Source organism: Jatrophihabitans endophyticus, assembly GCF_900129455.1.
GTDB lineage: Bacteria > Actinomycetota > Actinomycetes > Mycobacteriales > Jatrophihabitantaceae > Jatrophihabitans > Jatrophihabitans endophyticus.
On record NZ_FQVU01000008.1, the window covers coordinates 1 to 16,004 of the forward strand.

The following is a 16,004-nucleotide window of genomic DNA, read 5'->3' on the forward strand; positions in this document are numbered from 1 at the left end:
TCGGCGGTGGCGGTGGCGACGGCGGATTGGCGGGAGGTGTCCTCGGCCGAGGAGGCGATCTGGGCGGAGGTCGCCGACAGCTCCTCGGCCGACCCGGCCAGGGCATCGGCGTTCTGGACCACCGTCGACATGACCTCACGGATGCGTCCGAGCGCTGCGTCGAGCGAGGCGCCCATGCGGCCGAGCTCGTCGTTGCTGGTGAGCCCGGCGCTCGCGTTGAGGTCACCCGCGGCGAGGGCGTCCGTGGTGCTCTGGACGCGGCGCGCGTTTCGGGCGATCGCGTTCGCCACCAGGTAGCCCAGCCCGAGCGCCAGGGCGATGCCGACCACGAGCAGCACGACCGCGACCACGACCTGCGAGTGGTAGGTGTCGCGACCCTGCTGGTCGCTGTGCGCGGCCTCGGCCGACTCGGCGGCCACCAGCTTGTCGAGCGTGGCCATCATGGACTTGCCGATGGGCGAGACCTGCGCGGTGTTCGCGTCGATCCACCCGGCACGATCGCCGGCCAGGGCCAGCGGCGCGAGCACCGTGCGCTGGATGTCGATGTACTTGGCACCTGCGGTACGCAGGTCCCCGGCGAGCGCGACGTAGTCCTCGTCGGGCTGCATGGCCAGGAAGTCGTCGAGGGTCTTGGTGAACGCGGTGTAGTCGGCGTTCATCGTGTCGATCGCGGCCTGCGACCTGGCCCGGGTGAGCTCGAGCGGTGCGGCGCGCGCGTCCAGGCGCAGCGTCAGGAACGACGCCTGCATCCGGCCGACGCTCGCGAGCTGGCGGGTGTTCTCCTGATAGATGTCGTGACCGTGGCCGGCGACCTCGCCCAGTGAGCGGATGCCCAGCACGCCCACGATCACGGCGACCAGGCACCCCAGCGCGACGGCCGCGAGGATCTTGACCTTGACGCCACGGTCGGCGAACCAGCGCGTGGCGCTGCTCGCGCGCGACGGGCTCTGTGCTGCGGTGCTACCAGCGGACACCTGAGATCCTCACGGTCGACGGGCCGGGGACGATCCCGGCCTCACGCGGGTCCGATCGACCGGGCACCGGCGAGGTTGAGGGCATCGGCCAGGGTGACCCGGCGGGAACGGCCAAGATCGTTCGCTGCGCGTCCGTCGGTGTCGTCGGACGTCCTGGCGGTGCGCGTACGTCCGTCGCGGCGGGAACCGTGGCCGGTCGTCGGCGCGAACATCAGATGTGGCACCTCCCGTCCTCGATATCGTGCTCCCGTGCCTCGACGAGGCGGGCGCGTTGCCGTGGGTGCTCGAGCGGATCCCGCCCGGCGCCCGGGCGGTCGTCGTCGACAACGGCTCCACGGACGGCTCCGTCGAGCTCGCCCGGGCCGCCGACGCCTTCGTGATCGGCTGCGAGCAGCGCGGTTACGGGGCGGCCTGCCACGCCGGTCTGCTCGCCGCGAGCGCGGAGTACGTCGCGGTCTGCGACTGTGACGCGTCCGTGGACCCGGGGCAGGCCATGGTCATGCTCGACGTGCTGCGTGCCGGCGCCGATCTCGCGGTGGCGCGGCGCAGGTCACCGCGCGGCACGATGCCGGTGCACGCCCGCGTCGCCAATCTCGAGCTCGCGCGTCGCGTCCGCCGCCGCACCGGCGCCCCGCTGCGCGACATCGGCCCGTTGCGGGTGGCGCGGCGGCTGTCCCTGCTCGACCTGGGCCTCGCCGACCGTCGCAGCGGCTATCCGGTCGAGACCGTCGTCCGTGCCGCGGACGCCGGCTGGACGATCGTCAACGTCGACGTCGCGTACCTGCCGCGCACCGGACGCTCGAAGGTCACCGGGACGCTGCGCGGCACCGTCCAGGCCGTCCGCGACATGAGCGCGGTGCTCGCGCGGTGACCGCGCGGGCACCCGGCACCGGCATCGACACCGTCGTCGTCATCGCGAAGGAGCCGCTCGCCGGCGCGGTGAAGACCCGGCTCGTGCCGCCGTTGACGCACGAGCAGGCGGCCGACGTCGCCGCCGCCGCGCTCTGGGACACGCTGCGCGCGGTCGCCACCGTGCCCGCCGCCGACCGGCTGCTCGCCTTCGCCGGCGATCCGCGCCACTGGGCGCCGGAGGGGTGGCGCACGGCGCCGCAGCCGGACGGGGACCTCGACACCCGCCTCGTCGCCGCCTTCCGCGCCGCCGGTCCCGGGCCCGCCGTCCTGGTCGGCATGGACACGCCACAGCTACGGGCCGAGCAGCTCGCCGCGTTCGACCCGACCCGCTTCGACGCCTGTCTGGGTCGCGCCACCGACGGCGGCTACTGGGCGATCGGGTTCGCCGACCCGCGCCACGCCGCCGCCGCCATCACCGGGGTGCCCATGTCGACCGACCACACCGGCGCCGACCAGCTCGTCCGGCTCCGGGAGCTGGGCCTGCAGGTCCAGCTGCTCGACGACCTCACCGACGTCGACACCGTCGACACCGCCGCCGAGGTCGCCCGGCTCGTGCCGCACAGCGCGTTCGCCGCCGCCTTCGCGCGCTGCGGTGTCGGTCGTCCCGACCGGGTCGGATAGCGGCCCGCCGTGGAACCCGACGCCCTCGCGCCCTACGAGGCTGCCCTGCGCACGGCCGCACCGTTGACCCTGCGGACGGTGACCGGGCGCTCGTTGCGCTTCGACGTCGCGCGCTGGCTCGCCCCCGTGGACGCCGCGGACGCGACGGTGCTCGACCGCTGTGCCGGACCCGTGCTGGACGTCGGCTGCGGCCCGGGCCGCTTCGTCGCATCCCTCACCGCCCGTGGCGCGGTGGCGCTCGGCGTCGACATCGCCGAGACGGCGGTCGCGTTGACCCGGGGGCAGGGTTCGCCCGCACTGCTGCGCAGCGTCTTCGCCGATCTGCCGGGGGAGGGGCGGTGGTCGACCGTCCTGCTCGTCGACGGCAACATCGGCATCGGCGGCGACCCGGTGCGCTTGCTTCACCGGGTCGCGGCGCTGCTCGCCCCCACCGGTCGGGTGCTGGTCGAGACCGCGCCCGACAACACCGCCGACGAGCGGCTGAGCGTGCGCTTCACCGAGCAAGGGGACGAGGTGGGCCCGGAGTTCGCGTGGGCCCTGGTCGGGGCCGCGGCACTCGAGCGCTACGCCGCGGACTGCGGCTACGCCGTCGCCGAGTCCTGGTCGTCGGGCGGCCGGACGTTCGTCGCGCTGAGCCGCTGACGGTCGCGTACGACGCGGACTGCGTACGCCGCCGCTGCCGCGAGGGTCACGAGCGCCAGCAGCACGGCCAGGTTGAGCGCGTAGTCCTGCTGCAGGATCGCCTTGCTCGCGGGTTGACTGCGCTCGCGGTGGATCAACGGCAGGGCGACGACGGTGATCAGCCCGCCCGCGATCAACGCACCCTGGAGGTACCGGCGGCCGCGGGGCGGGACGACCTTCGCGATCGCCCAGCCGATGCCGACCAGCAGCGGGGAGAGCACGCCGTCGTGCAGGACGACCGCGGCGAGCAGCCAGACGGCGAGCACCAGCAGGTCGTCGCCGGGGATCTCGGTGAGCAGCCGGAAGATCCCGTACAGGCCGAGCAGCACCCCGGGGACGGCGATCGCGACGCGGGTGCGCATCACAGGACCTCCACCCGGTGCAGCCACTTCGTGTTCAGCACGCCGGCGCGGTTCGGAGCGATCAGCCGCAACGGGTAGCCGTGGTCGAGGGTGAGCCGGGCGCCGTTCAGATGGGTCGCCAGCAGTGCGTCGTCCAGCTGCGGGCCGTCGACGTAGGAGACCTTGTACGAGCCGCGGGGTTCGAGCGACACGACGCGCACCCGCGAGTCGGCGTCGCCGCCGACGAGCCGGACGACATCGGCCAGGCGCAGGCCGCGCCAGTCGGCGCCGGCGCTCCAGCCCTCCACGCAGGCGATGGGGTAGCTCGCGTCGGTCCCGCCGTCGGTCACCATCGCCTCGACCTGGGCGAGGGTGAGGGTCGCCGTCCGGCCGCCGCCGACGACGGTGAGTCGCCACGCGGGGTCGGCCGCGAGCTGCAGCACACGGGCCTGCTTCGCGGTGCGGTTGACGGGCAGGTCGAGCTGCGGTGCGTCGCTCTTGCGGCGCACGGCGAGCAGCCCCGCCGCGTCGAGCGGGGTGAGCGTCTGGCCGGCCGAGGCCACCGCGACGACGCCGACCCCCGCACCGGTCGCGAGCAGTGCGCCGCGCCGGGAGATGCCGGTCGGCGCCGGCGGCGGAACGTGGGTGTCGTCGTTGTTGCTGTAGGCGTCCGGGTTCTGCTCCCACGGCACCTCGGTGAGCACGTCGCCGACCACGAGCTTCGTCCGCAGCCCGTACTTGATGTCGGGCAGCTTGACCGCGACGTGCAGCAGGATCGAGCCGATCACGACATAGGCGAGGAAGCGGTGCACCGGGACGAAGCTCCACGACCACGGGTACCAGTTCAGGACGTTGAAGAAGCCGGTGGTGAGCTCGACGAGCGCCGACGCGACGAGGACGCCGATCGTGAGCCGTTCGACGGCCCGCTTCGCGGTCGGGGCCGGGGGCCATACGAAGAGCTTGGGATAGACCGACCACAGCTTCACGAGCAGGAGCGGGATCGAGATCGTCCCGGTCAGCACGTGCAGGCCCTGGGTCAACCGGTAGCCCCACACCGGGACCGACGGCTCGGGCAGCCAGCTCCAGGGGTGGTACTGGTAGTGGCTGAGCATGCCGGTGACGAAGCAGATCGCGAAGCAGATCCCCAGTACGCGACCGACGCGTGCCGTCAGCGCCGTCGAGCGCAGGGGGCTCGTGAAGCGCGGCCACGCGCGGGGCGGGCGCTCCGGCAACAGCGTCGGCATGAGGATCGGCTTTCGTCGGGAGTCGTCATCATCTAATCCGTCGCGTCGGGCATGCTCGGTTCCGTGACGGCGCGACGGGTGACGGCTGCGCTCGTGATCGTCCTCCTCGGCCAGGCGGTCGCATACGGCGCACTGCTGGGTCATGTCGAGCACGGCTCCGGCCGCCCGAACGCCACGATGCTCGTCGCGGTGACCGTGCCGCTCTGGGCGGCGGCGGTGGCGCTCACCGCCCGGTTGCGGCTCGCGCCGCGGCATGCCGGCGCGTTCGTGCTCGGGGCCGGCGCCGTGCTGTCGATCGTCGCCATGACCCACCGGCCGGCGACGTCGGACGACGACTTCCGCTACGCGTGGGACGGCAGGGTGCAGCTGGCAGGGGTCGACCCGTACCGCTACCCGCCGGCCGCGACGGAGCTGGCCCGGCTGCGCGACCCCTTCCTGTTCGGCGGGCCCGGCGCGCACCGGCACCCGATCGGGAAGGGCGTGACCACCGCCGTCAACCGGCCGGACGTACGCACCGTCTACCCGCCCGTGGCCGAGGCCGCGTTCACCGCGTTGCGGGTGCTGTCGTTCGGGGGCCACGGCAACCACCTGCCGCTGCAGCTCGCCGCCGCGCTGGGTGCGCTCGCGGTCGGCGCGATCCTGCTGCGGCGGGGGCCGCCCTGGCGCGCCGCGCTGTGGACGTGGTGCCCGGTGACCGTCGTCGAGTTCGCCAACAACGCGCACGTCGACTGGCTCGGCGTGCTGCTCGCGGTGCTGGCGCTGACCGTGGCGCGGCGGACGTGGCTGGTGGGCGTCCTCGTCGGCGCGGCGACGGCCGTGAAGCTGTACCCGGCGCTGGTGCTGCCCGCCCTGCTCCGACGGGACTGGCGCATCGGGCTCGTCGCGGTGGGCTTCGTCGCCCTCGTCTACGTCCCGCACGTGCTCGCCGTCGGTCTCGACGTCATCGGCTACCTGCCCGGTTACCTGCAGGAGAACCAGTACGGCGACGGCGGGCGGCTGCTGCTGCTGAGCCCGCTGCTGGGTGACACGCTGGGCACGCTCGTCGGCGTCGTCGTGCTCGCGGCGGTCTCGGTGTGGGCGTGGCGGCGAGGCGATCCGGCGCGACCGGAGCGGGCCGCGGTCGTCGTCGTGGGCGTCGCGTTCCTCGTGGTGACGCCGAACTACGGCTGGTACGCGGCGCTGCTGCTCGCGCTCGTCGCGCTGACCGGCGCACTCGAGTGGTTGCCGATCGTGTTCGCCGCGACGCTCGCCTACGTCGTCCCCGGCGATCACGACACGCTGATCTACGCCGTTGCCCTGGCCGCCGCGGGGGCGGGGCGGGTGATGCGCGCCCGGCGTCCGGACCTCACCGCGCCGCTGGGCAGCCCGTCTCGCTAGCCTCGCCGGATGGCCACCGCACCCGTCGAGCTGAGCTGGGACGGCCCGCTCGCCGTCGTCACCCTGGACGCGCCGCCCCTCAACCTCTTCGACCTCGAGATGGTGACCGCGTTGCGCGCGGCGATCGCCGAGGTGCGCACGTCACCCGCCCGTGGCCTGTTGCTGCAGGCCCGCGGGCGCGCGGTGTCGGCCGGCGTCGACGTCAACCTCTTCGCGACGCTGGACACCGTCACGGGCACGGAGCTCTGGGCCGACTGGCTGACGATGATCCACGACCTGGAGTCGCTGCCCTTCCCGACGGTCTTCGCCGCGCACGCGCTCTGCCTGACCGCCGCGTTCGAGATCTCGCTGGCGTGCGACCTGCTCGTGGCCGCGGAGTCGGCCCGCTTCGGGCTCGTCGAGATCGTGGTCGGGCTGACGCCGTCGATGGGTGGCCCGCAACGACTGGCCGAGCGCGCCGGGCCGGCTCGTGCCCGCGAGCTCGTCTACACCGGCGAGCTCTACGACGCGGCCACTCTGGAGCGCTGGAACGTCGTCAACCGGGTACTGCCCGACGACGGCTTCGCCGCCGCCGCGCACGCCTTCGCGCTCGGGCTGGCCAACGGCCCGACCCGCGCGCACGCCGCCACGAAGACCATCGTGCGCACCCAGGTCGCCGGCGGGACCCGGGCCGCGGACGAGGTGACGCCCCAGGTCAGCGGCGCGCTGTTCGGCACGGCCGACCTGCAGGGCGCGGTCGCCTCGTTCCTGGCCGACGGTCCGGGGAAGGCGACCTACACCGGGCGCTGACCCGGCGCCGTCGCTCATCCTTTCGGACGAGGTCGGCGGCCGGCTCTGCCGCACGGGGGACGGCACAAGTCCGTCCCGGAGCCGAGGTGACGGGGCCCGCACGTTGATTCGCTGGAACGGTCAGCGTCCCTCGTGCGAAGGAACCCGCCGCCATGTTCAGCAGACTCGGGCACTCGGTGACCCGCCATCCCGTCCTCGTGATCCTCGTCTGGCTCGCCGTCGTCGGCGGCCTCGCCGCCGGCGGGTTCGCGCTCGGCACGCCGCAGGCCCCGGACAACGGGACGGCGGGCCTGCCGACGTCCGCCGAATCGGTGCGGGCGCAGCGGACGCTCGACGCGACCTTCCCGAGCGCGAAGTCGGCGGCGACGGCCACTGTCGTGTTCACCCGCACCGACGGCAGACCGCTCACCGGCGCCGACCAGCGCCGGGTCGACGCCGAGCTGACCGATCTCGCGGGCCGGGTACGGGACGGTCGCGGTGGCGAGGACCCACGCGCGGCCGTCACGCTCGCCCACAGCGGCACGGTGTCGCCGAACCGGCTCGTCCAGATCGCCGGCGTCGGCTTCGACAAGGTCTCGGCCGAGGACGCGACCACGAACGCAGTCGGTCACCTCCGCTCGCAGCTGGGTGACGACCTGGCCGGCACGTCGTTGCGGGCGCGGGTGACCGGCGACGCCGCGCAGGCGAAGGACAGCGTCCTGCTCGGGATCCTCGTCTCCTCGGGCATGGTCGTCGCGATCCTGGCGCTGTTGCTGCTGCTGTTCCGCAGCGTGCTCGTCGCGTTCACCACGGTGTTCACCATCGCCGCCGTCGGGCAGGGGGTCGCCGCGCTGCTGACGATCGGCGCGCACGTCTTCGACTACACCCTCGACGCCACCACCACCGGGCTGCTGCCGGTCGTGCTCTTCGGCGTCGGCACGGACTACGTCGTGTTCCTGCTCTTCCGCTACCGGGAACGGCTGCGCCACGGCGACGACCACCGGACGGCCCTGGCCGCCGGTGTCGGTCGGGTCGGCGAGGCCGTCGTGGCCAGTGCCCTCGCGGTGGCCGCCTCGTTCGCAGTGCTGCTCGTGTCGCAGCTCGGCTCGTTCCGCGTGCTCGGTCCGGCGCTCGGCATCGCCGTGCTGGCCATGCTGTTCGCGTCGTTGACGCTGATGCCGGCGGTGTACGCCCTGCTCGGCAAGCGTTTCGCCCGCAGCGCGTCCTGGCGTCGTGAGCCGACGGCGCGCGTGTCGGGACGTGCCGCGTCGCTCGTGTCCCGTCGGCCCGGTGCGGTCGCGGCGGCCGGCATCGGACTGCTGGCGGTCGGCGCCCTGCTCGTGACCGGGTACCACCCCAGCTACCAGCCCGACGGCTACCCCCAGGGCAGCGAGTCGGCCGCCGGGTACGCCGACCTGCGCAGCGGCTTCCCCGCGGGCACGCTCTCGCCGACGCACGTCGTCGTCACCGCGGACGGTTCCAGCGTGCCCGCGAGCACGGTGCGCGAGGTGCAGCGTGCGGCGGCGAGCGTGCCGGGGGTGGCCGGCGCGGCACCCGGCCAGACGTCGGCCACGGTCTCGGTCGTCGACGTCCGGCTCGCCGACGACCCGCTGAGCGAGCGGGCGCTGGACACCGTGGCCGCGGTGGAGCGGGCCGTGCACGCGCATCCGGTGGCGGGGGCGAGCGTCGCCGTCGGCGGCGCCACGGCCGCGTACAACGACGTGCGGCACGTCATCGACCACGACATGCGGCTGATCCTGCCGCTCGCCGGACTGGCGATCGGACTCGTCCTCGTGCTCATGCTGCGCTCGGTGCTCGCCCCGGTGGTGCTCATGGCATCGGTGGGGTTGGGCTTCCTCGCCACCACCGGCGTCGCGGTGCTCGTGTTCCAGCACGTCCTCGGCAAGCCCGGCCTGGTGTTCTCGATGCCGCTCGTCGTGTACCTGTTCGTCGCGAGCATCGGCACCGACTACAACATCCTGATGGTGGGTCGGCTGCGGGAGGAGCTGCGCGCCGGCGCCGACCCGCGCACGGCGGTCCGGACGGCGGTGCGCGAGGCGGGTCCGACCGTCGCGGCGGCGGGCTCGGTGCTGGCGGTGAGCTTCGCGATCCTGACCATCGGCGGCGGTCAGCTCGCCGAGATCGGGTTCGCGGTCGCCGCGGGCGCGCTGATCAGCACCTTCGTGCTCGCCTTCCTGCTGGCGCCGGCGCTGCTGACGCTGCTCGGTCGGGCCGCCTGGTGGCCGTCGCGCACCGCGGGTCCGGGCGCGGCGGCACGGCCGGAGCGGGAGCTCGTGGGTGCGACGATGAGCACATGGCAACGCTGAGCGGCCGGTCGCAGGCCCCGCTGGGCCGGGTCGCGGGCGCGGTGCGCCCGGCGACCACGGCCTGGCGGGCCGTCCGCCGGCGGACCGCCGCGCTGCCCTGGCTGGGAGACGCCACCGCGGCCGCCGGTTACGCCGTCGGCTGCCTGATCGAGGCCGGCTCGGCCTCGCCGACGGCCGATCCCTACCGCGCGCTCGACGTCGGCGGCGTCCTGCTCGTCGCCCTCGGCACCGCCGCCCTCGCGCTGCAGCGCCGGTCGCCGGCCGCGGCCCTGCTGGCCACGGGGGCGGTCGCGTTCGCGCTGTCGTCGCTCGGGTACGTGGGCGAGGACCCGTTCGGCGCGCTCGGCCTGTCGCTGCCCGGGGCCGGTGCCGCGGTCGCGATGTACGCGCTCTCGCTGCGTCGGGGGCGGCCGCGTTCCGTGCAGGCCCTGCTCGCCGCGATCGTGGTCGGGGCGGTGCCGACGCTGGTCTTGGGCCGGCACAACCCGGCCACCGAGCTGGCGACCCTCGCGCTCGCGATGGTCGTCGCGTGGTCGTTCGGCGACGCCCAGCGCACCCGCCACGCCTACACCGCCTCGCTGCGCGACCGCGCCGAGCGACTGGAGCGGGAGCGGCACGTGCTCGCCGAGGCCGCCGTCGCGCAGGAGCGCGCCCGGATCGCCCGCGAGCTGCACGACGTCGTCGCCCACCACCTCAGCCTGATGATCGTCAACGCCGCCGCGGCCGACCGGCAGCTGACCCGCACCCCGGCCGTGGCGCACGCCCTGCTCACCGAGCTGGTCGGCACCGGGCAGGCCGCGGTCACCGAGATGCGACGCCTGCTGACCGTCCTGCGCAGCGAGGGCGAGGGCGGCGAGCCGTGGCAGGACCGGCATCCGCAGCCGACCTTCGCCGGGCTCGACGAGCTCGTCCAGACGTTCCGCTCGGCGGGGCTGCAGGTCGAGCTCGCGCGCCGGGGCACGCCGCGTCCGCTCGCCGCCGGTGTCGACCTCACCGCCTACCGCATCGTGCAGGAGTCGTTGACGAACGCGTTGCGGCACGCGGGCGCCGGCGCGCGCGTGCAGGTCGACGTCGCGTTCGGCGACGACGCGCTCGAGCTGCGGATCCGCGACGACGGTGCCGGCGCCCGGACCGCGGTGCCGCCCGGTGGTGTGGGCCACGGCCTGATCGGGATGCAGGAGCGGATCAACCTGGTGCGCGGCGAGCTCGCCGTCGGGGCGGACGGCGCGGGCTTCGCGGTCCGCGCGGTGCTGCCGCTCGCCGGGGCGCGGGCATGAGCGCGACCAGGGTGCTGTTGGTCGACGACCAGCCGATGATGCGCACCGGGCTGCGGCTGATCCTCGAGGCCGAGCCGGATCTCGCCGTCGTCGGCGAGTCGCCCGACGGCGAGCAGGCCGTCGCCGACGCGCGGGCGCTGCAGCCGGACGTCATCGTGATGGACATCCGGATGCCGCGCCTCGACGGCATCGAGGCAACCCGGCGCATCCTCGCGACGTCGACCACCTCGCGGGTGCTGATGCTGACCACCTTCGACGTCGACGAACACGTGGTGGACGCGTTGCGGGCCGGCGCGAGCGGCTTCCTGGTGAAGGACGACGCCCCCACCGCGCTCGTCGACGCGATCCGCGTGGTCGCCGCGGGCGACGCCATGCTGGCCCCGCAGGTGACGCGCCGGCTGCTGCAGCGCTTCGCGCAGCTGCCCACGGCGGACGCGCCCCGACCCGACGCGCTGGCCGCCCTCACCGCGCGGGAGGTCGAGGTGCTCCACGCGCTCGCCCGCGGGCTGTCCAACGCCGAGGCTGCCGCCGCGCTGTTCGTGTCCGAGGCGACCGTGAAGACCCACGTCGCCCACCTGCTCGACAAGCTGCAGCTGCGCGACCGCGTGCAGGCGGTGATCTTCGCCTACGAGTCGGGGCTCGTGCAGGCCGGTGGCCGGCCGCCGGGGTAGGTGTGCTCGGCTAGGGCGCCGAGGTGACCGCGGCGGCGTCGCGCAGGACGGCGCGCTGCGTGGGGCGGGCGCTCTCGAACACCGTCTTGCCGGCCGGGGTGATCGTGGTGAAGACCGAGCGGCGGTCGTCCTCGCACATCGTGCGGCGGATCAGACCGTCCTTCTCCAAGCGCGCGACGAGTCGCGAGAGCGCGCTCTGGGTGAGGTGGACGGACTTCGCGAGGTCGTTCATGCGCAGCGAGCAGTCGCCGCCGGCGTCGTAGAGCTGCTGCAGGACCTCGAAGTCGCTGCCCGAGATGCCGTGCTGCGACTCGAGCTCTCGGTCGAGTGCGCAGACGGTGCGGTGGTACTGCCCCATGAGCTCGTGCCACGAGCGGGCGAGCTCGTCGTCGAGGTCACGCCGCCGGGCCATGACCGCACCCTAGCACATGCGTATACACAAAATGTCGATGCACATTATGTTTGCGCATTAGATGCATCTGCATAAGACTGTCGCGCATGACCTCAACCCAGCCGGCCGTCGCGACGGCCGAGCCCACTCGCTCGACGGGGCAGCCGCTCCAGATCCGCACCACGTCGTGGTCGGCCGCGACGTGGGGACTGCTCGTCGTGCTCTGCGGCGCGCTCTTCCTCGACGGTCTCGACATCTCGATGGTCGGCGTCGCCCTCCCGTCGATCGGCGCCGACCTCGGGATGACCCCCGGGGCGCTGCAGTGGATCGTCAGCGGCTACGTCCTCGGCTACGGCGGCCTGCTGCTCCTCGGCGGCCGGGCGTCGGACCTGCTCGGTCGGCGCACCGTGTTCCTGGCCGCGGTCGGCGTGTTCGGCGCGGCGTCGGTCGTGAGCTCGCTGCTCTCCGATCCCGGCGCGCTCATCGCGCTGCGCTTCGTCAAGGGCGCGGCGGCCGCCTTCACCGTGCCGGCCGGGCTGTCCATCATCACCACGACCTTCGCCGAGGGCCCGGCCCGCAACCGGGCCTTCAGCATCTACACCGTGTGCGGCGCCAGCGGGTTCTCCATGGGCCTCGTTTTCGGCGGCGTCCTCACCGAGCTCGGCTGGCGGGCCACGTTCCTGCTGCCCGGCCCCATCGCCCTCGCCCTGCTGCTCGTCGGGTTGCGCGTCGTCCCCACCGCGGCCCGCGAGGCCTTCCGGCTGGCCAGCTTCGACCTCGCCGGCGCGCTGACCAGCACGGGTGCGTTGCTGCTGCTCGTCCTCGCGGTGGTGCAGGCGCCGACCGTCGGCTGGGCCGGGGTGCAGACGATCGGCTCGCTCGTCGTCAGCGCCGCGCTCGCCGTCACCTTCGTGCTCGTCGAACGCCGCCACGCGCAGCCCCTGCTCCGGCTGGGCATCCTGCGCTCCGCCTCGCTGGTCCACGCCAACGTCGCCGGCGCGGTGATGTTCGGCGCCTACGTGGCCTTCCAGTTCGTCGTCACCATCTACCTGCAGGACGCCCTGGGCTGGTCGCCGTTGGCGATGGCGCTCGCGTTCCTGCCGGCCGGGCTCATCGTGGTGGTCAGCGCGACGCGGATGGACCGCGTGCTCGCCCGAGTGCCGTCGCCGGTGCTCATCCTCGCCGGGCTCGCGTCCTTCCTCGCCGGTTACGCGCTCTTCCTGCGCGTCGAGCCGTCGATGTCGTACTGGAACTTCCTGCTGCCGACGATGGTGCTGCTCGGGCTCGGCTTCGCGCTCACCTTCCCGGCCGTCAACTCGCAGGCCACCGCCGGCGTCGCCGACCACGAGCAGGGGCTGGCGTCCGGGCTGGTCAACACGAGCATCCAGGTCGGCGGCGCCGTCGTGCTCGCGGTGATCACCGCGATCCTCGGAAGCGGCAACGGACACGCGACGGGCACCGGCGAGCTGTTGCCGCACATGACGACCGCCATCGGCGTCGTCGCCGGCGTCGCGACCGCGGGCCTGCTCGTCACGCTGCTGCGCGTGCGTCCCCGGCGCCGGACGGTCTCCGTCGCCGCCGAGGCGGCGGCCGTCGTCGACGCCGCGGGGCCGGCGGTCGAGCGGGCGGAACTGTCACCACCTGCTGACTCGGCGCGTCGGGGCGCGTGGTGGGTGCGGTCACGTGACCGCACCCACCGTGACCGCGGTGACGATCGTCCGGATCGGGGCGTGCGGCGTGGCTAGCGTGCGAAGCGCACCGCCCGCAGCCACGAGGAGATGTCATGCCACGCCCGATCCGCACCCTCGGTGTCACCGCCGTCCTGCTCGCCGGGACGTGCGCCACGCTGAGCGGCGGTGGCGCCCCCGCCGGTGCGGCGAAGCGCACCTGCACCGCGTGGGCGAGCCCGCCGGCGAAGGTCGCGCTGACGTCGCACACCACGATCCGACCGCAGCTGCGCGGCAGCTCCGGCTGTGACCCGGACACCGCCGACGGCGGCGCGACGGCGTCGTTGACGGCGCCGGGGCAGCGGCCCTACGCGCAGCGGTGGGAGCACTTCGGCGATCGCGAGACGATCGAGCTCGACGCGGCGCTCGACCCCACCGGCCGCTACGCGATCACCGACGGTCACGCGCAGGTCTACGACGCGCAGTACCGTCGCGTCCCGTCGTCGTGGCGCACCACGACGACGACCGTGCGGTACGCCGCCCGCTTCGTCGCGGTCTCGTCGTCACGCCATCGGGCGCAGGGCACGCTCAAGCGCTACGGCAGCGACGGCTACCGCCGTGCCGCCCACGTCACGGTCGCGTTGCAGCGTCACACGGCCGACGGGTGGACGACGATCGCACGCGCCACGACCTCGGCACGCGGCACGGTCGGGTTCGATCGCGCGCTGCCCGGCTCGCGCAGCCGCTACCGACTCGTCTCGCACGGCTCGAAGACCGTGTGGCGCGGCTACGCCCAGCTCGCGGACCGCGGTTAGGGCCTGACGGCGGCGAGTCAGCGGAACGCCGCGCGCCAGCCGTTCGGGCCGGGGCGCAGCGTGCGGCGCGCGAGCATGCCGGGGTCGCTCCAGTTGCCCCGCCGCTCGCGGGAGCGCGGTGCGTCGTCCCCGCCACCCGCGACGGCCACGACGGCGGTGAGCACCGCGATCTCCTCGGCCGTCGGCTCGCCCCGGACGATGCGCAACGGCGGTCGACCACCCGGCTGTGGGTCGCTCACAGCGGGATGTTCCCGTGCTTCTTGGGCGGCAGCGTCTCGCGCTTGTTGCGCAGCATGCGCAGCGCGCGGATGACGTAGGCACGGGTCTCGGACGGCTTGACGACCGAGTCCACGTAACCGCGGTCGGCCGCGACGTAGGGGTTGAGCAGGGTGTCCTCGTACTCCTGCGTCAGCTCGGCGCGCAGCTGCTCGGCGTCGTCGGCGCCCTTCAGCTTCTTGCGGTGCAGGATGTTCACCGCGCCCTGGGCTCCCATGACCGCGATCTGCGCGGTGGGCCAGGCGATGTTGATGTCGGCGCCGAGGTGCTTGGACCCCATGACGTCGTAGGCGCCACCGAACGCCTTGCGGGTGATGACGGTGACCTTCGGGACGGTCGCCTCGGAATACGCGTAGATCAGCTTGGCGCCGCGGCGGATGATGCCGGCGTGCTCCTGGTCGACACCGGGCAGGAACCCGGGGACGTCGACGAGCGTCAGCACCGGGATGTTGAAGGCGTCGCACGTGCGCACGAAGCGCGCGGCCTTCTCGGACGCGTCGATGTCGAGGCAGCCGGCGAACTGCATCGGCTGGTTCGCGACGACACCGACCGGGTGACCCTCGACGCGCCCGAAGCCGACGATGATGTTCTGCGCGAACAGCTCGTGCACCTCGAGGAAGTCACCGTCGTCGAGCAGGTGCGCGATGATCTCGTGCATGTCGTAGGGCATGTTGGCCGAGTCCGGGACGAAGGTGTCGAGCACCGCGTCCGTCTCGTCGGCGACGTCGCTCACCTCGGTGTCGTAGACCGGCACCGGGTCGAGGTTGTTCGACGGCAGGTAGGACAGCAACGCCTTGACGTAGCCGATGGCGTCGTCCTCGTCCGAACCGAGGTAGTGGGCGTTGCCGCTCTTCGTGTTGTGCGTGCGCGCGCCGCCGAGCTCCTCGAGCGTGACGTCCTCGCCGGTCACCGTCTTCACGACGTCGGGGCCGGTGATGAACATCTGCGAGGTCTGGTCGACCATCACGATGAAGTCGGTGAGGGCGGGGGAGTAGACGTGGCCGCCCGCCGCCGCGCCCATGATCAGCGAGATCTGCGGGATCACGCCCGACGCGCGGACGGTGCGGTGGAAGATCTCGCCGTAGAGGCCGAGCGAGACGACGCCCTCCTGGATGCGCGCGCCGCCGCCCTCGTTGACGCCGACGACGGGACAGCCGGTCTTCATCGCGAAGTCGAGGACCTTGACGATCTTCTCGCCGTACACCTGGCCGAGCGCGCCGCCGAACACCGTGACGTCCTGGCTGAACACCGCGACCGGCCGGCCGTCGACCGTCCCGCACCCGGTGACGACGCCGTCACCGAACGGGCGGTTGTCCTCCATGCCGAAGTTGGTGGAGCGGTGCCGCGCGAACTCGTCGAACTCCATGAACGAGCCCTCGTCGAGCAGGGCGTGGATGCGCTCGCGCGCCGTCATCTTGCCCTTGGCGTGCTGCTTCTCGACCGCGCGCTCCGAACCGGCGTGCACGGCCTCGTCGTAGCGACGGTCGAGGTCGACGAGCTTCCCGGCCGTGGTGTGGATGTCGGGCTGGGACTCGTCTGTCTGCGCTGCGGCGACGGCGTCGGCTGCCATGTCCAGGGAGCCTAATGCGGCGGGCCCGTCGCCCTGCGGCGAGGTGACCGATCTCGCGGGTCGGCGACGCCGCCCACGGTAGGTTGGCCGGC

General features: G+C 73.5%; 16 protein-coding genes. 10 read left to right on the top strand and 6 right to left on the bottom strand.

Annotated elements, in window-relative coordinates; translation table 11 throughout:
• A partial coding sequence (locus BUE29_RS20705; RefSeq protein WP_143168304.1) for an MCP four helix bundle domain-containing protein occupies nucleotides 1-974 on the bottom strand: 974 nt, incomplete at its 3' end.
• A gap of 241 nt (nucleotides 975-1,215) precedes the next feature.
• Here BUE29_RS20705 and BUE29_RS20710 point away from each other — a divergent pair.
• The 3 genes from BUE29_RS20710 to BUE29_RS20720 are packed head-to-tail and all read left to right on the top strand — an operon-like array spanning nucleotide 1,216 to nucleotide 3,149.
• A complete protein-coding gene (locus BUE29_RS20710) occupies nucleotides 1,216-1,845 on the top strand; it encodes a glycosyltransferase family 2 protein (RefSeq protein ID WP_234971541.1) in 630 nt (209 codons plus the stop codon).
• A complete protein-coding gene (locus BUE29_RS20715; RefSeq protein WP_143168305.1) occupies nucleotides 1,842-2,507 on the top strand; it encodes a TIGR04282 family arsenosugar biosynthesis glycosyltransferase in 666 nt (221 codons plus the stop codon). The genes BUE29_RS20710 and BUE29_RS20715 overlap by 4 nt, the downstream gene beginning before the upstream one ends.
• A gap of 9 nt (nucleotides 2,508-2,516) precedes the next feature.
• Nucleotides 2,517-3,149 (top strand): class I SAM-dependent methyltransferase, encoded by a 633-nt coding sequence (locus BUE29_RS20720; protein WP_073392380.1) that lies wholly within the window; start codon nucleotides 2,517-2,519, stop codon nucleotides 3,147-3,149.
• Here the strand turns inward: BUE29_RS20720 and BUE29_RS20725 are convergent.
• Together BUE29_RS20725 and BUE29_RS20730 are read right to left on the bottom strand one after the other, a co-directional pair.
• Nucleotides 3,089-3,550: a hypothetical protein gene (locus BUE29_RS20725; protein ID WP_143168306.1), complete on the bottom strand. Its 462-nt coding sequence runs from the start codon at nucleotides 3,548-3,550 to the stop codon at nucleotides 3,089-3,091. The genes BUE29_RS20720 and BUE29_RS20725 overlap by 61 nt on opposite strands.
• Nucleotides 3,550-4,773 carry a molybdopterin-dependent oxidoreductase gene (locus BUE29_RS20730; RefSeq protein ID WP_084181610.1) on the bottom strand — a complete coding sequence of 408 codons (1,224 nt, stop codon included), beginning with the start codon at nucleotides 4,771-4,773 and terminating at the stop codon, nucleotides 3,550-3,552. Before BUE29_RS20730 ends, BUE29_RS20725 begins: the two co-directional genes overlap by 1 nt.
• 63 nt (nucleotides 4,774-4,836) lie before the next feature.
• Here BUE29_RS20730 and BUE29_RS20735 point away from each other — a divergent pair, with 63 nt between their 5' ends.
• The 5 genes from BUE29_RS20735 to BUE29_RS20755 all read left to right on the top strand — a co-directional run bounded on the left by BUE29_RS20735 (nucleotide 4,837) and on the right by BUE29_RS20755 (nucleotide 11,193).
• On the top strand, nucleotides 4,837-6,150 hold the full coding sequence (locus tag BUE29_RS20735; RefSeq protein ID WP_143168307.1) for a glycosyltransferase family 87 protein: 1,314 nt from the start codon (nucleotides 4,837-4,839) through the stop codon (nucleotides 6,148-6,150).
• Between the two features lie 9 nt (nucleotides 6,151-6,159).
• A complete protein-coding gene (locus BUE29_RS20740; protein WP_073392383.1) occupies nucleotides 6,160-6,939 on the top strand; it encodes an enoyl-CoA hydratase/isomerase family protein in 780 nt (259 codons plus the stop codon).
• A 152-nt stretch (nucleotides 6,940-7,091) separates the two neighbouring features.
• A complete protein-coding gene (locus tag BUE29_RS20745; RefSeq protein WP_084181611.1) occupies nucleotides 7,092-9,245 on the top strand; it encodes an MMPL family transporter in 2,154 nt (717 codons plus the stop codon).
• Nucleotides 9,233-10,522: a sensor histidine kinase gene (locus tag BUE29_RS20750; protein ID WP_073392384.1), complete on the top strand. Its 1,290-nt coding sequence runs from the start codon at nucleotides 9,233-9,235 to the stop codon at nucleotides 10,520-10,522. The genes BUE29_RS20745 and BUE29_RS20750 overlap by 13 nt, the downstream gene beginning before the upstream one ends.
• A complete protein-coding gene (locus BUE29_RS20755) occupies nucleotides 10,519-11,193 on the top strand; it encodes a response regulator (RefSeq protein WP_073392385.1) in 675 nt (224 codons plus the stop codon). Before BUE29_RS20750 ends, BUE29_RS20755 begins: the two co-directional genes overlap by 4 nt.
• Before the next feature lie 10 nt (nucleotides 11,194-11,203).
• Here the strand turns inward: BUE29_RS20755 and BUE29_RS20760 are convergent, their stop codons facing one another.
• Nucleotides 11,204-11,605 carry a MarR family winged helix-turn-helix transcriptional regulator gene (locus BUE29_RS20760; RefSeq protein ID WP_073392386.1) on the bottom strand — a complete coding sequence of 134 codons (402 nt, stop codon included), beginning with the start codon at nucleotides 11,603-11,605 and terminating at the stop codon, nucleotides 11,204-11,206.
• 86 nt (nucleotides 11,606-11,691) lie between these two features.
• On the opposite strand from BUE29_RS20760, the gene BUE29_RS20765 reads away from it, so the two are divergent.
• Nucleotides 11,692-13,329, top strand: coding sequence for an MFS transporter (locus tag BUE29_RS20765; RefSeq protein ID WP_084181612.1), 1,638 nt, complete (start codon nucleotides 11,692-11,694; stop codon nucleotides 13,327-13,329).
• A 38-nt stretch (nucleotides 13,330-13,367) separates the two neighbouring features.
• Entirely contained in the window at nucleotides 13,368-14,066 is a 699-nt protein-coding gene (locus BUE29_RS20770) for a hypothetical protein (RefSeq protein ID WP_073392387.1), read from the top strand.
• Nucleotides 14,067-14,083: 17 nt separating this feature from the next.
• On the opposite strand, the gene BUE29_RS20775 is transcribed toward BUE29_RS20770, so the two are convergent.
• Nucleotides 14,084-14,305, bottom strand: coding sequence for an acyl-CoA carboxylase subunit epsilon (locus BUE29_RS20775; RefSeq protein ID WP_073392388.1), 222 nt, complete (start codon nucleotides 14,303-14,305; stop codon nucleotides 14,084-14,086).
• The gene (locus tag BUE29_RS20780; protein WP_073392389.1) at nucleotides 14,302-15,912 is read right to left on the bottom strand and encodes an acyl-CoA carboxylase subunit beta; all 1,611 of its coding nucleotides are present in this window, start codon (nucleotides 15,910-15,912) and stop codon (nucleotides 14,302-14,304) included. The genes BUE29_RS20775 and BUE29_RS20780 overlap by 4 nt, the downstream gene beginning before the upstream one ends.
• Between the last annotated feature and the right edge of the window lie 92 nt (nucleotides 15,913-16,004).

Bases quoted from the DNA above. Each gene is read 5' to 3' on its own strand.
- BUE29_RS20745 (WP_084181611.1), top strand. From the start codon at position 7,092: ATGTTCAGCAGACTCGGGCACTCGGTGACCCGCCATCCCGTCCTCGTG.
- BUE29_RS20765 (WP_084181612.1), top strand. From the start codon at position 11,692: ATGACCTCAACCCAGCCGGCCGTCGCGACGGCCGAGCCCACTCGCTCG.
- BUE29_RS20740 (WP_073392383.1), top strand. From the start codon at position 6,160: ATGGCCACCGCACCCGTCGAGCTGAGCTGGGACGGCCCGCTCGCCGTC.
- BUE29_RS20760 (WP_073392386.1), bottom strand. From the start codon at position 11,605: ATGGCCCGGCGGCGTGACCTCGACGACGAGCTCGCCCGCTCGTGGCAC.
- BUE29_RS20750 (WP_073392384.1), top strand. From the start codon at position 9,233: ATGGCAACGCTGAGCGGCCGGTCGCAGGCCCCGCTGGGCCGGGTCGCG.
- BUE29_RS20725 (WP_143168306.1), bottom strand. From the start codon at position 3,550: ATGCGCACCCGCGTCGCGATCGCCGTCCCCGGGGTGCTGCTCGGCCTG.
- BUE29_RS20730 (WP_084181610.1), bottom strand. From the start codon at position 4,773: ATGCCGACGCTGTTGCCGGAGCGCCCGCCCCGCGCGTGGCCGCGCTTC.
- BUE29_RS20770 (WP_073392387.1), top strand. From the start codon at position 13,368: ATGCCACGCCCGATCCGCACCCTCGGTGTCACCGCCGTCCTGCTCGCC.
- BUE29_RS20755 (WP_073392385.1), top strand. From the start codon at position 10,519: ATGAGCGCGACCAGGGTGCTGTTGGTCGACGACCAGCCGATGATGCGC.
- BUE29_RS20780 (WP_073392389.1), bottom strand. From the start codon at position 15,912: ATGGCAGCCGACGCCGTCGCCGCAGCGCAGACAGACGAGTCCCAGCCC.